Consider the following 14,417-nt stretch of genomic DNA (forward strand, 5'->3'; position numbering starts at 1 on the left):
GGCCATGCGCGTGACCTTCCTCCCGCGTGCCTTGCGAGCCCTCGTGGCCGGCCTGCTGTGGCTGGCCGGCGCGGCCTGCGCGCAGACCGTGGCCATCGTCCTGCCCGAGGCCACCGGCGCCGCCGCCGACCTGGCCGAGGCCCTGCAGGCCGAGCTGCGCAAGGCCCCGGCGGTGCGCCACCAGGTGGTGGTCGCCTCGCGCGCCGCGCTGGAGCGGCGCGAGCCGCTGGCGCTGCCGGCGGACACCCAGCTCGTGGTCGCCGTCGGCACCCAGGGCACGCGCGCCGCGCTGGCCGGCGAGGCCCGGGCCGACGTGCTCTCGGTGCTGGTGCCCCGCGCCACCTTCGAGGGCCTCGCGGCCTCGGCCCGCGCGGTCGCGGGCCGGCGGCTTTCCGCCGTCTTCGTCGACCAGCCCCTGGCCCGCCAGGCCGAATTGATCCGCCAGCTGTTCCCCTCGCGCCCGCGGGTGGGCCTGCTGGTCGGCCCGGCCCTGGCCGGCGAGGTCGAGCCGATCCGCGCCCAGGTGGAGGGCCGCGGCATGGCCCTGGCCACCGAGCGGGTGGAGCGCGAGTCCGAGCTGTACGCGGCGCTGCAGCAGCTGCTGCCCGCCAGCGACGTGCTGCTCGCCGTGCCCGACCCGTACATCGTCAATGCCGGCACCGCGCAGAACCTGCTGCTCACCGCCTTCCGCTGGCGCGTGCCGGTGATCGGCTACTCGCAGTCCTATGTGCGGGCCGGCGCGCTGGCGGCGGTCTACTCCACGCCCGCCCAGGTCGGCGCCGACGCGGCCGACCTGGTGCGCACCGCGGCCCGCGGCCAGCCCCTGCCGGCGCCGCGCTACCCGCGCCTGTTCTCGGTGGCCCTGAACGAGCACGTGGCCCAGACCCTGGGCCTGCGCCTGCCCGCCGAGGCGGCCCTGCTGGAGCGGCTGCGCCGCGCGGAGCGGGGGGAATGAGCATGAGGGGGGCCGCCTGATGCGCTTTCGCTCGCCCTGGCTCAGCCTCGTGCGCAGCCTGCGCGCGCGCCTGCTCGTGCTCTCGCTGCTGCCGGCGCTGGTGCTCACCACGGTGGCCGGCGGCTACCTGCTGGTGCAGCGCGCTCAGGACGGCCGCGAGCAGCTGCGGCAGGCCGGCGCCCAGCTCGCCCGCCAGCTCGCCGCCGGCGCGGACTACGGCATCTTTTCCGGCAACCGCGAGGCCCTGCAGCGACTGGTGGCCTCGGTGGTGGCCGAGCCCGCCGTCGTCAGCGCCTCGGTGCATGACGCCCAGGGCCAGCCGCTGGCGCTGGGCCTGGCGCCGCAGCGCGCGCTGGACTGGAACCCCGCCGCGGTCGAGCCCGCCTGGTTCGGCGCCGAGCCCCGCCTGGTCACGCGCGACGGGCAGCTGGTCTTCATCCAGCCGGTGGCCTCGCCCGCGGTCGAAGTGAACGACTACGCCGAGGCCGCCGACAGCCTGGCGCCGCGCGGCGGCCCGCGCGGCTGGGTGGTGGTGGCCCTCACCACCGAGCTGCTCTCGCAGGCCCTGGCGCGGCTGGGGGGCGGCGTGGTCGCGGCCTGGCTGGTCACGCTGGCCATCGCCGTCGTCTTCGCCCGCCGCCTGAGCGCGCGCATCTCGCAGCCGCTGCGCGAGCTGGCGGTGGCGGTGCGCCGGGTGGGGGAGGGCGGCCGCCAGCGCGTGCGCGTGCGCGGCACCCGCATCGCCGTGATCAACGAGCTGGCCGAGGGCTTCAACCGCATGGCCGCGCGCATCGAGGGCGCCACCCGTGACCTGGAGGACAAGGTGCGCGAGGCCACCGCCGGCTGGCGCGAGCAGACCTACGCCGCCCAGGCCGCCGACCAGGCCAAGACCAAGTTCCTCGCCGCCGCCAGCCACGACCTGCGCCAGCCGATGCACGCCCTGAGCATGTTCGTCGCCGCCCTGCGCCAGGAGAGCGAGCCGGCGCGGCGCGACGAGCTGGTCGAGCGCGTGCAGAGCTCGGTCACCGCCCTGGCCGGCCTGCTCGACGCGCTGCTGGACATCTCCAAGCTCGATGGCGGCCGCATCCAGCCGCAGCTGCAGCGCCTGCCGGTGCAGGACATCCTGGACGCGGTGCGCGAGCAGTACACCCCCCTGGCCGAGCGCCAGGGCCTCACCCTCACCGTGCGCAACTCCCCGCAGTGGACCGAGACCGACCCGGTCATGCTCGGGCGCATCGTCGGCAACTTCGTCTCCAACGCCATCCGCTACACCCCGCCGGGCGACGGCGCCGGCCAGGTGCTGGTGGCGGTGCGCCCGCGCGGCGAGGGCCTGGCCATCGAGGTCCGCGACAACGGCGTGGGGATCGCGCCGGAGTCGCAGCAGGTGATCTTCGACGAGTTCGTGCAGCTGCATAACCCGCAGCGTGACCGCGGCAAGGGCCTGGGCCTGGGCCTGGCCATCGTGCGCCGGCTCGCCGAGCTGCTGGGGCACCGCGTCGCGGTGCGCTCGCGCCCCGGGCGCGGCTCCACCTTCACCGTCACCCTGGCGCGCGTCGAGCCGCCGGCCGACGCGGTGCGCCTGACCGGCCGGGCCCACCTGCCCGGGCCGGCGGTGGACCGGCCCCTGGAGGGCGTGCGCGTGCTGCTGGTGGAAGACGACGCCCTGGTGCGCGAAAGCGCCGGGCACCTGCTGCGCCTGTGGGGCTGCGAGCTGCGCGCCAGCGCCGGCGGGCCCGGCCTGGTGGACGCCCTGCGCGCGCAGGGCTGGCATCCCCAGCTGGTGCTGAGTGATTTCCGCCTCGGCGGCGGCACCGACGGCCTGGACACGGTGCGCGCCCTGCGCGAGGCCTTCGGCCCCGGCCTGCCGGCCCTGCTGGTCTCCGGCGACACCGAGGTCGGCCTGGGCGACCAGGCCGCGCGCGACGGCGTCGTCCTCCTCTACAAACCCATCCAGCCGGGGGTGCTCCACGACACCCTGGCCACCCTCCTGGCCCGCGCCGGCGAGCGGGTCTGACGGATGAGGTGAGGTTTAGAATCGTTGCGCGAGAAGAACAAAGTCACCACCAATAACAAAGTCGTAATGAAGACGCTGATCGTCGATGACCACCTGCTGGTGCGCGAAGGCCTGCAGGCGATCCTGCGCCGCGCCTTCCCCGACATGACCTATGTCGAGGCGGCGGACGACCAGGCGATGTGGGCGGCGCTGCAGGCCCACCCGGACATCGGCCTGATCCTGCTCGACGTGCAGTTGCCCGGCGTCAACGGCGTCAACCTGCTGCCGCAGCTCACGCGCGACTACCCGAAGGCGCGCATCGTCATGCTCTCGGGCGACTACGACCGCGAGACGGTGGCCCGCTCCATCCAGCAGGGCGCCGCCGGCTTCCTGCCCAAGAGCCTGCTGGACCAGGTGCTGCTGTCCGCGCTGCAGCTGGTGCTGGTGGGCGGCATCTACATCCCCGCCGAGATCTTCACCAAGCCCGCGCCGCTGGCCTCGCCGGCCCCGGCGCCCGCGCCCCTCGCGCCCCTGGCCCCGGTGGCCCAGCCCACCCAGCCGGTGCCCGCGATCATGGTCGCGCCCCCGGTGTCCCCGCACGGCCGCGGCCCCAACCTCGGCCTCACCGAGCGCCAGCTCGAAGTGCTGTCCTACCTGCTCGAAGGCCTGTCCAACAAGCAGATCTGCCGCCAGCTGGACCTCGCCGAGGCCACCGTCAAGATCCATGTGCGCGCCATCCTGCGTTCGCTGCAGGTGAACTCGCGCTCCGAGGCCATCGTCGCGGCCTCGCGCCTGGGCATCCGCCCGGAGCATCCGGTCTCCCGCCCCGAGGGCGCGGCGCAGTGAGCTTGGGGCCGTCCCAGGCGGGCGGTCCTCCCCGCCTGCATCTCCTCGCGCTGGCGCGCTCGCTGCGCCAGCACCGCAGCCTGCTGCTGCGCCTGGTGCGCCGCGACGTCGCCAGCCGCTACCAGGGCTCGGCCGCCGGCCTGCTGTGGTCGCTGGCCACGCCGCTGCTGATGCTGGCGGTCTACCTCTTCGTCTTCGGCTACGTCTTCACGCCCCTGCGCGCGCCGGGCGCCAGCACCGCGCTGCCGACCTTCGGCCTCGGCCTGTTCGCCGGCATGCTCACGCACGCCCTGTTCGCCGACTGCCTGATCCGCGCGGTGCATGCCATCGTCAGCCAGCCCAGTTACGTCAAGAAGATCGTCTTCCCGGTCGAACTGCTGCCCCTCACCGTCCTGGGCAGCGCGCTGGTGCAGTACGCCATCGGCTGGGGCGTGCTGCTCGCGGCCACCCTGGCGGTGCTGGGCCTGTCGCCCGCCGTCGTGCTGCTGCCCCTGGTCACGCTGCCCCTCATGCTGGTGTGCGCCGGCGTGGCCCTGGGCATCGCGGCGCTCTCGGTCTACCTGCGGGACATCGGCCAGCTCACCGGCCTGGCCAGCACCGTGCTCATGTTCCTCTCCCCGGTCTTCTACCCGCTGGACAGCCTGCCCGACTGGCTGCGCCGGTGGATGCACCTGAACCCGCTGACCTTCCCCATCGAGGCCAGCCGCGACCTGCTGCTGCGCGGCCTCACGCCCGACTGGGCGGCCTGGGGCGTGTACGGCCTGGCCAGCGTCGGCGTGCTGTGGCTCGGGTGGGCCACCTTCGAGGCCCTGCGCCGGGGGTTCGCCGATGTCCTCTGACGCCTCGGCCAGCGCCAGCCCCAGCCCCAACGCCATCGAGGTGCGCGGCGTCGGCAAGACCTTCCGCATCTACGACAAGCCGCACCACCGCCTGCTGCAGACGCTGTGGCGCGGCCGCCGCAGCTGGTACCGCGAGTTCCAGGCGCTGCAGGACGTCTCCTTCGACCTCGCGCGCGGCGAGACCCTGGGCATCATCGGCCGCAACGGCGCCGGCAAGTCCACGCTGCTGCAGGTGATCTGCGGCACCCTCACGCCCACCGCGGGCGAGGCCCGGGTGCACGGGCGGGTGGCGGCACTGCTGGAGCTGGGCGCGGGCTTCAACCCCGAATTCACCGGCCGCGAGAACGCCGCCATCAATGCCTCCATCCTCGGCCTGTCGCCGCAGGAGGTGGAGGCGCGGATGGACGACATCATCCGCTTCGCCGACATCGGCGAGTTCATCGACCAGCCGGTCAAGACCTACTCCAGCGGCATGTACGTGCGCCTGGCCTTCGCCGTGGTGATCCACGTCGAGCCGGACATCCTCATCGTCGACGAGGCCCTGGCCGTGGGGGACGCGCTGTTCCAGGCCAAGTGCATGACGCGCATGCGCCGCATGCTCGATGACGGCCTGACCCTGGTCTTCATCAGCCATGACGTCGCGGCCGTCAAGGCCCTGTGCCGCAAGGCCCTGTGGCTGGACCATGGCCGCGTGCGCGCGCTGGGCGACACCGCCGAAGTCACGCGCCTGTACTCCGAGGACTGGATCCGCGAGGCCAACGCCGCGCAGGGCGTGGCGGTGGCCGAGGCCGAAGCCGCCACCGGGGCGGAGGAGGGCATGCCCGCGCCCGCCGCCGTCGGCACCGGCGCGGTGCGCCTCACCGCCATGGCCTGGGGCACCGGCGCCAGCCTGCAGCGCGAGGCCCTGGCCGACTGGGGCGACACCCTGCGCATCCGCGCCCGCGTGGTGGTGCGCCAGCCCTGCGAGCAGCTGGTCGTCTCCTTCCACGTGAAGAACCGCCAGAACCAGCATGTGGTCGGCGGCCACACCGGCCACCGCCCCGAGGTCTACGGCCGCCGCTGGCAGCCCGGCGAGGTGGTGGACGTGGAGTTCACCACCCCCGTGCAGTGGCACGACGGCGCCTACACCCTCACCATGCTCGCCGCCTCCATGGGCGACGTGCAGCATTACAGCGACGCCGTCTTCCACGACTGGGCCGACGACGTCGCCGCCCTCAGCGTCACCCGCCGCGCGGTCTTCCCGCTCTCCGACCTGGTGGAGCCGCCCGCGCAGGTGCGCGTGTCCCCCGCGCCGCGCTGGCTGGTGCTGGACGACTTCTTCCCCAACCTGCTCACCGGCTTCCGCGTCGCCGAGTACAACGCGCACCTGGATCGCTTCCCGCAGCTGGCGGTGCTGTCCTCGCTCGGCGACTTCGAGGCCCAGCATGCCCGCTACGCCGCCCGCTACCCGCAGCATGCGCAGCGGGTGCGCGCCTTCGAGCCGCAGCTCCTGGCGGGCGCGCAGCTGGCGTACCTGAACTTCCTGAACAACGCGGCGCAGTACCTGCCGCACCTGGAGCGCGCGGGCCTGCCCTTCGTGCTCACGCTCTACCCCGGCGGCGGCCTCGGCCTGGACGAACCCGAGAGCGACGCCAAGCTGCTGCAGGTGCTCTCGTCCCCGCGACTCGCCGGCCTGGTCTTCACCCAGCCCGTGACGCGCGACTACGTGCAGGCCTTCGCCCAGCGCCACGGCCTCACGCTGCCGCCCAGCACCTTCGTGCCCGGCGTGGTGGTGAACCCGCTGTACTTCGACGCGCCGGCCCATGGCCCGTACTTCGGCGCGGGCAAGGCCACGCTGGACATCTGCTTCGTCGCCGAGAAGTACATGCCCCAGGGCCTGAACAAGGGCTACCCCGAGTTCATCGCCGCGGCCCACGCGCTGGCCGATGTGCCGAACCTGCGCTTCTCGGTGGTCGGCAGCTTCACCGCCGACGACCTGGATGTCAGCGCCCTCGGCGACCGCATCCGCTTCCTGGGCCGCCTGGAGACCGGCGAGCTGCCCGCCTTCTTCGCCGCGCAGGACCTGGTGGTCTCCCCCAACCGCCCGCACCTGCTGCACCCCGGCAACTTCGACGGCTTTCCCACCGGCGCCTGCGTCGAGGCCGCCCTGTGCGGCGTGGCCGTCATGGCCACCGACGCCCTGGGCCAGAACCCCGGCTTCGTGGACGGCGAGTCCCTCCTGCTGCTGCCCGCCGGCGAGCCCGCGCAGATCGTGGCGGCCATCGTGTCCGGCGTGCGCGCCCTGGTGGCCGACCCCGCGCGCCTCGCCCCCCTGGCCGCCGCCGGCCGCGAGGCCACCCGGCGCTGGTACGACCCGCAGGCCCAGATCGCCCCGCGCCAGCAGGCCCTGGAGGCCGCGGCCGGCCGCCTTGGCCTGCCGGTATAAGCTCGGCCCTGCCTACCTTCGAGCCACCCCCGCGTCCATGACCGCCCCGCAAGCCCCCGCCTCCTTCGCGCAGCCGCTCTACGTGACGCGGCCGCTGCTGCCCCCGCTGGACGAATACCGCGCCCAGCTCGAGGCCGTGTGGGACTCGGGCTGGCTCACCAACGGCGGCGCGCAGCATGTGGCGCTGGAGTCGGAGCTGGCGCAGTGGCTGCAGGCGCCGCACCTCTCGCTGTTCAACAACGGCACCATCGCCCTCATCGTCGCCTGCCAGGCGCTGCGCATGGCGGGCGAGGTGATCACCACGCCCTTCACCTTCCCCGCCACGCCGCACGTGCTGACGTGGAACAACGTCACCCCCGTCTTCGCGGACATCGACCCCGAGACCCTGTGCCTGGACCCGAACCGGGTCGAGGGCCTGGTCACCGGCCGCACCAGCGGCATCCTGGGCGTGCACGTGTACGGCGTGCCCTGCGACGTGCAGGCCCTGGACACGCTGGCCCGCACCTACGGCCTGCGCGTGGTCTACGACGGCGCCCACGCCTTCGGCACCACCATTGGCGGCAAGCCGGTGGCCGCCTTCGGCGACGCCACCATGTTCAGCTTCCACGCGACCAAGCTGTTCCACTCCGCCGAGGGCGGCGCCCTCGCGGTGGCCGACCCGGACCTGAAGAAGCGCATAGACCTCCTCAAGAACTTCGGCATCAAGAACGAGGCCGAGGTCGTCATGCCCGGCATCAACGGCAAGATGAGCGAGCTGCAGGCCGCCCTGGGCCGCGTGGTCCTGCGCCATGTGGACGCCGAGCGCGAGCGCCGCGCCGCCCTGCGCGCCACCTACGAGCAGCGCCTGGCCGACCTGCCGGGCCTGCGCCTGCTGCCCATGCCCGCCGGCGTGAGCGACAGCCGCCAGTACCTGGTGCTGCGGGTGAACGAGGCCCAGGCCGGCGTGAGCCGCGACGTGCTGCACGAGCGCCTCAAGCGCTTCAACATCATCACGCGCAAGTACTTCCACCCCCTGTGCAGCGAGTACAGCTGCTACCGGCACCTGCCCTCGGCCCGCCCGGAGAACCTGCCCAATGCCTACCGGGTGGCCGGCGAGGTCATGACCCTGCCCCTGTTCGGCGCGCTGCGCCAGGACGAGGTGCACCAGGTGTGCGACGCCATCGCCTACAGCCTGCGGCATTGATGTGACCATGGCTCCCAAGGTCAGCGTCGTCATCGCCAGCTACAACCATGCGGACCATGTGCAGGCCTGCCTGCGCAGCGTGCTCTCGCAGGACTTCCAGGACTTCGAAATCGTCGTCACCGACGACGGCTCCGCCGACGCCACCGCCGAGCGCGTGCGCGAGCTGGCGGCGCAGGACCCGCGCATCTCGCTCGAGGCCCTGCCCGCCAACCGCGGCGCCTGCATCGCCATGAACCGCGCCATCCGCCGCGCGCGGGGCCGCTACATCGCGGTGCTCAATTCGGACGATGTCTTCCTCCCCGGCAAGCTCGCCCTGCAGGTGGCCTGGCTGCAGGCCCACCCCGAGGTGGGCGCCACCTTCGGCTGGCCCGCCTTCATCGACGAGCGCGGCCACCGCTTCCACGACGAATCGCACAAGGACCACGCCGTCTTCAAGGAAGGCAACCGCCCCCGCCATGCCTGGCTGCGGCACTTCTTCGAAAAGGGCAACGCCCTGTGCCACCCCACGGCGCTGGTGCGACGCGAGGTGTACGACACCGTGGGCCTGTACGACCCGCGCCTGGCCCAGGTGCCTGATCTGGACATGTGGGTCCGCGTGTGCAGCCGCTACGAGATCCATGTGATGCAGCAGCCGCTCACCGGCTTTCGCATCCTGGAGGGCCAGCGCAATGCCAGCGCCGCCCGCCCCGAGGTGGTGGTGCGTGATGCCTGGGAGCGCGCCATGGTCCTGCGCCGCTACCTGCAGCTGCCCCGCCGCGAGATCGACGCCGCCTTCCCCGAGTGGGCCGGCCGCCCGGATAGCGCCGCGCAGCTGCTGGCGCAGCATGCCCTCACGCTGGACTACCCGTTCTACCAGCGCTTCGCGCTCGACACCCTCTACGCCGAGCTCCCCGCCGACGACGATGCCCCCGGCCTGGACCCGCAGGCCTGGCGCCGCTTCATCGGCCTGACCGGCCGCACCGACCTGCACCGCCTCTACGCGAAGTGAACCCGACGCGGCCCCCATGCACACCTCCCAGCACCCCTACCTGAGCCGCCTCGACCACCTGCGCTTCCTGGCGGCGGCGCTGGTGGTGCTGTTCCACTTCTTCCACACCCATGTGGGCGACCTGCGTTCGGGCAACCCGCTGGTCTCGCTGGTCGACGAGGGCCACACCGGCATCGCGCTGTTCATGGTGATCAGCGGGTTCATCTTCACCGTGATCGCTGGCGACCGCGAGATCCACTACGCCGGCTTCCTGAAGAACCGCATCCTGCGCATCTACCCGCTGTTCGTCTTCGCGGTCTTCTTGCAGCTGATGGTCAGCACCTACAACGACCAGCGCAATTACGGCTTCCTGCAGCTGCTCTCGTGGCTGGTGCCTTTCCGCTCGGAGACGGTGCCCTTGTCGCCGTACTTCGTGCAGCTGTGGACCATCTGGGTCGAGTTCCAGTTCTACCTGGTCTTCCCCTTCCTGCTGGTGTTCACCCGCCGCTGGGGCGCGCGCTACCTGCTGGGGCTGCTGGGCCTGCTGCTGCTGGTGCGCTTGCTGGTCTTCGCGGCCTCGGGCAGCGTGCGCTTTCTGGCCTATGAAACCATCTTCGGTCGCATGGACCAGTTCATCGTCGGCATGCTGGTGGGCCTGGCCTGGGCGCGCCGGGAGCGGGGGCAGGGCGGGGCGGCCGGGGGGCTCTCGGCCGCGTGGCTGCTGCCGGCCGGGGTGGCGGTGCTCCTGGGCCTGCACGCCTTCAGCCGCAAGGTGGGCTTCTCTGAGCTGGCCAGCCCGGTGTGGATCGTCTGGCCGGTGATCGAGGCCGGCCTGTGGGCCGTCTTCCTGTGGGTCTACCTGCGGGCCCGCTGGCCGGCCCTGGGCGGCTTCGGCGCGGGGGTGGACCGGTCGCTGGCGGCGCTGGGCACGGCCAGCTTCTCGATCTACGTGATGCACAACCTCGTGATCGCCGCGTACAACGCCCGCCTGCCCCTGCTGGACCTGCCTGGCCCGCCGGGGCTGAAGGTGGTGGCCACTGGCCTGCTGGTGGTGCTGCCGGCGGTGGTGGTGCTGAGCGCGGTGACCTACACCCTCATCGAGCGGCCCTTCCTGGGCATGCGCTCGGGGTATCTGCGCAAGCCGGCATAAGGCCCGGGCCGGCGCAAGACCGGGCGGGAATAGGGCCTGGGCTAATCCGTCTCGGATTGGCAACGGGGAGGGATTACTCCCTTGGGTGTAGAGGGTTGCGATCCTGGGTGAGGTTGGTTTCGCAAGTCATTGATTTTCAATGGAATTTTTGCGGACTGGAGGGGTAAGACCTTTGCGTCGCCGCCACCCCCTCGCTTACCCCCTCGTAGCTCTGCCTTGAGTGAGAACCTCTCTCTACAATCGCGCTGCGAAGTTGGGTAGTGGTCACCCTGATCCCTGTCCCTTTGTTTTGCAAACCTTACCTAAAGGCAATCACATGTACTTCACCACCGGTGCTCAGCTGCAATCCGCTCTGAACGCTCTGCCCGCTTCCAAGAAGGGCAGCTACGTTGCTTTCGACGCCTTCTACTACGGCGCCACCTACATGACCGGCTACCAGGGCACCCTGTCCCCGATCGAGCACTTCGTGCAGATCGGCGCTGCCCGTGGCTACGCCCCGAACGCCTCGTTCAACCCCACCTACTACGCCGACGCCTACGCTGACCTGCGCGGCAAGGGCTTCGACGCTGCCGACCTGCTGTACCACTTCATGCAGTACGGCCTGGACGAGGGCCGCGCGCCCAACGCCACCCTGGCCAAGTTCGACGGCGCCGCCTACCTGGCCGCCAACGCCGACGTCGCCACCTACGTCAACGCCAACCTGGTCCAGTTCGGTGGCAGCGTCACCAACGGCGCCATCGCCCACTTCGTGAAGTTCGGCCAGTTCGAAGGCCGTACCGCTTACTACACGGGCACCGGCTCTGGCCAGACTTTCACGCTCACTTCCAGCATCGACACCGTTGCTGGCACCACCGGCGCCGATACCATCAATGCCCCGACTGGTACCTTCACTTCGCTGGACAACGTTGACGGCGGTGCTGGCACTGACACCATCAACGTCGTGTTTGGCGGTGACCTGGGTGCTGCTGCTGGCGCTACCGTCAAGAACGTCGAGGTCGCGAACCTGACCGCTGCCGCCGCGATTACCGCTGCAGACGTTTCCGGCTGGACTGGCCTGCAAACCCTGAACGTCGCCGGCAGCGCGGCTATTGCTGGCGTCAAGGCTGCCGCTACGACCGACGTCAATGTCCTCAACGGCCTGGCCGGCGTCACCGTGAACGGCGGCAAGAACGTCGTCGTGACCAACAGCACCGCTGGTGCCATCAGCGTCGGTGGTGTCACCGCAGCTGCCGGCAACGTGACCGCCACGAACACCTTCGCCACCGGTACTGTGGGCCTGAAGGGCGCTGGCGCTCTGACCGCCACCGCCAAGGACGGCGCTATCACCTTCACGAACGGCACGTCCGTTACCGCATCTACCGTCGACGCTGTGGCCCTGGCTACTCGCGTTGCCAACGTCGCTGCACAGACCGCTGCCACCGCCGCTAACACCGCTGCAACGGGTGACACCGACGCCGCTGGTGTGGCCAAGCTGGCTGCCTCCGCCAAGGTGACCGCCCTCACGACGCTTGCCACCGCCATCACCAACGCTACTGGCGTGTCCGCCGCTCAAACCGGCACCTCGATCCAGGCTGCCACCAAGACGGCTTACCAGGCTGGTGCCATCACCCTGGCCGACAAGGTCGCTATTGACGCTGCCTTCATCGGTGCGCTGTCTACCAGCCTGGCTGCTGCCAAGACGGCTGCGCAAGCTGTGTTGACCCCCCTGCAAACTGCCGCGACCGCCGCGAGCACCGCTGCCGCCGCAGCCGATTCCGCTAATGACGCTACCGCCCTGGCTGCAAAGAATGCCGCCGACGCAGTTGTTGCCGCCGACACCACGAAGGCCGGCCTGGTTGATGGCGTGACCGTTGCCGCCACGACCAACACCGCCCTGACCAGCGCTTCGGTGAAGGGCAACTACGGCGCCGCTGGTGTCGGTACCGGTGCCGCGTTCGCCAACGCGATCACGGACGCGTCCACTCTGAGCAACACGCTGACCACTGTCACGCTGGAGAACGCTGGCGCCACCGAGATCACTGGCCAGGCCGTGACCAACGTGTCTGCCACCGGCATGAATGCTGATGTGACCGTGACGAACTCGAGCGCGGCACACACGCAGAACTACACGCTGAGCGGTGTCACCGGCGGTACCTACACCGACGTCAACGCCACGACGGTGAATATCACCAGCAACGGCACGGCTACCAACGTGTTGACTGGCCTGTCGTCTACCCTGGCCACCAAGGTGAACGTGACTGGCGCTGCTGGCGTGAATTTCGGCACGACGACCCTGGCCGCAGCTGCCGTGATTGACGCCTCGCTGAACACCGGCAACAACACGATCAGCATCGCTGCTGGCCAGAAGTTCACCGGCGGCTCTGGTGTCGACACCGTGACCGCAGGCAATGCCCTCCAGACCGCCACGGTCGATGGCGGTGCAGGCACCGCTGACAAACTGATCCTTACCAACACGGCTGCCTTCGCTACCACCGGCGCTGCCAAGTTCCAGAACTTCGAAGTCCTGGAAACCTCGGTCGACGCTGACGTGAGCCGCTTCACTGGCTCGGCTATCACTAGCGTGACCATGTCCGGCACGACCGCTGTGACCGGTCTGAGCGCGGCCCAAGCTGCCAACGTGACGATCAAGGCTACCTCCACCCCGACCATTGGCGTTGCCGGTGCTGCTAACGTCGGCCAGCTCGACACCGTCGGCCTGACCATCAGCGACGGCCTGGCAGCGGTGAACACCATCGCCCTGACCGCGCCCGTGCTGACCGGTGTCGAAACCCTCAACATCACGGCGACGGACAACTTCAGCATCAGCGCCCTGACCAGCGCGACCGCCCTGACCAGCATCAACGTCACTGGCGCTGGCACCACCAGCATCACGACCGGCGCTCTGGCACTGAACGTGAACACCGTGATTGATGCATCCGCTGCCACTGGCGCGGTGACCATTTCTGCTCTCGGTGCGACCGCCAACGGCCTGAAGATCGTCGGTAGCGCCACCAAGGCCAACACCCTGACGGGTAACGCCCTGGCGAGCATCCTGACCGGTGGTTCGGCGAACGACACCATCACGGGCGGTGCTGGTAACGACGTGATTAGCGGTGGCGCTGGCAACAACGTCCTCAGCGGCGCTGCTGGCTCCAACACCATCACCGCTGGTGACGGTGACAACGTCATCACGGTGACCGGCTCCTCCGGTACCAACACCATCACGGTGGGCAATGGCTACAACACCATCACCGGTGGCTCCGGCGTCGACACCATCACTGTGGGTACGGGTGGCAACCTGGTGACTGGCGGTGCTGGCGGTGACGTCATCGTGTTCGGCGCTCACGCTGCCGGCGTGATGGATGGCATCGTCATGGCCGCTGCCGGCGACACCTGGACGGGTGCAAGCATCACCACCGGCGTCACTGTTCTGACCGGCATCGACAAGGTGACCGGCCTGAAGGCTGGTGACACGGTTGATCTCGTTGCTCTGAGCAACACGTTCACGGGCGCCACCGGTACGACGATTGCCTCTGCCACGACTACCACGGTGGCCACGGTTCGCGGTACCTTTGATGCCACGACCAGCATCTGGACCACGCTGGCCACGGGTACTGACACCCTGGTTGTCTATGACGCTGATGCAGCTGCGGGTGGCCTGGGTCTGGAGGCCATCGTGCTGATCGGCACGGTCGCTACCGGTACCGTCGCCGCTGGCGTGCTGACCCTGGCCTAAGCTCCTCTGGAGACAAGCACCCGCTTTTGCTAGCAGGTGCTTGATATAAGAGCCTATTGACCCGCCCTCTTGCGAGAGGGTGGGTTTTTTTATTTGGAGTAGGCGACATGCCAACCCTTAACTTTGATGGCAAGAAATACGATTTGAGCGATCTTTCTGACGAGGCCAAGGCGCAACTGGTCAGCATTCAATTTGTGGATCAGGAACTGGTGCGCCTGCAAGCGAAAATCGCTGCATTGCAGACCGCACGCATGGCCTATTCCAAGGCGTTGCAAGACGCCCTCCCAGCTTTTTCGCAGGGCGACACAATCAAGGTTTGAGGGATGCCGCGGCGAGGTCCGGCA

At 70.1% G+C, this 14,417-nt stretch carries 10 protein-coding genes; all 10 read left to right on the forward strand.

Annotation, left to right across the window (positions count from 1 at the left end; all coding sequences use genetic code 11):
• Positions 1 to 4: 4 nt before the first annotated feature.
• Positions 5 to 955: an ABC transporter substrate-binding protein gene (locus ACFQZY_RS03460; protein ID WP_377412671.1), complete on the forward strand. Its 951-nt coding sequence runs from the start codon at positions 5 to 7 to the stop codon at positions 953 to 955.
• A 19-nt stretch (positions 956 to 974) separates the two neighbouring features.
• Positions 975 to 2,969 carry an ATP-binding protein gene (locus ACFQZY_RS03465; protein WP_377412674.1) on the forward strand — a complete coding sequence of 665 codons (1,995 nt, stop codon included), beginning with the start codon at positions 975 to 977 and terminating at the stop codon, positions 2,967 to 2,969.
• 66 nt (positions 2,970 to 3,035) lie between these two features.
• Complete coding sequence (locus ACFQZY_RS03470) at positions 3,036 to 3,794, forward strand: response regulator (RefSeq protein ID WP_377412676.1); 759 nt, start codon at positions 3,036 to 3,038, stop codon at positions 3,792 to 3,794.
• Complete coding sequence (locus ACFQZY_RS03475; RefSeq protein ID WP_377412677.1) at positions 3,791 to 4,633, forward strand: ABC transporter permease; 843 nt, start codon at positions 3,791 to 3,793, stop codon at positions 4,631 to 4,633. The genes ACFQZY_RS03470 and ACFQZY_RS03475 overlap by 4 nt, the downstream gene beginning before the upstream one ends.
• Positions 4,623 to 7,058, forward strand: coding sequence for an ATP-binding cassette domain-containing protein (locus ACFQZY_RS03480; protein ID WP_377412679.1), 2,436 nt, complete (start codon positions 4,623 to 4,625; stop codon positions 7,056 to 7,058). Before ACFQZY_RS03475 ends, ACFQZY_RS03480 begins: the two co-directional genes overlap by 11 nt.
• A gap of 37 nt (positions 7,059 to 7,095) precedes the next feature.
• Positions 7,096 to 8,241, forward strand: coding sequence for a DegT/DnrJ/EryC1/StrS family aminotransferase (locus tag ACFQZY_RS03485; RefSeq protein WP_377412681.1), 1,146 nt, complete (start codon positions 7,096 to 7,098; stop codon positions 8,239 to 8,241).
• A gap of 7 nt (positions 8,242 to 8,248) precedes the next feature.
• A complete protein-coding gene (locus tag ACFQZY_RS03490; RefSeq protein WP_377412683.1) occupies positions 8,249 to 9,229 on the forward strand; it encodes a glycosyltransferase in 981 nt (326 codons plus the stop codon).
• 16 nt (positions 9,230 to 9,245) lie between these two features.
• The gene (locus tag ACFQZY_RS03495; protein ID WP_377412685.1) at positions 9,246 to 10,358 is read left to right on the forward strand and encodes an acyltransferase family protein; all 1,113 of its coding nucleotides are present in this window, start codon (positions 9,246 to 9,248) and stop codon (positions 10,356 to 10,358) included.
• Positions 10,359 to 10,674: 316 nt separating this feature from the next.
• Entirely contained in the window at positions 10,675 to 14,073 is a 3,399-nt protein-coding gene (locus ACFQZY_RS03500) for a beta strand repeat-containing protein (RefSeq protein ID WP_377412686.1), read from the forward strand.
• A 107-nt stretch (positions 14,074 to 14,180) separates the two neighbouring features.
• Positions 14,181 to 14,393, forward strand: coding sequence for a DUF6447 family protein (locus tag ACFQZY_RS03505; RefSeq protein WP_377412688.1), 213 nt, complete (start codon positions 14,181 to 14,183; stop codon positions 14,391 to 14,393).
• Positions 14,394 to 14,417: the final 24 nt, after the last annotated feature.

Source organism: Ramlibacter sp. GCM10027632 (assembly GCF_042675325.1).
In the GTDB taxonomy this organism is placed as follows: domain Bacteria; phylum Pseudomonadota; class Gammaproteobacteria; order Burkholderiales; family Burkholderiaceae_C; genus Ramlibacter.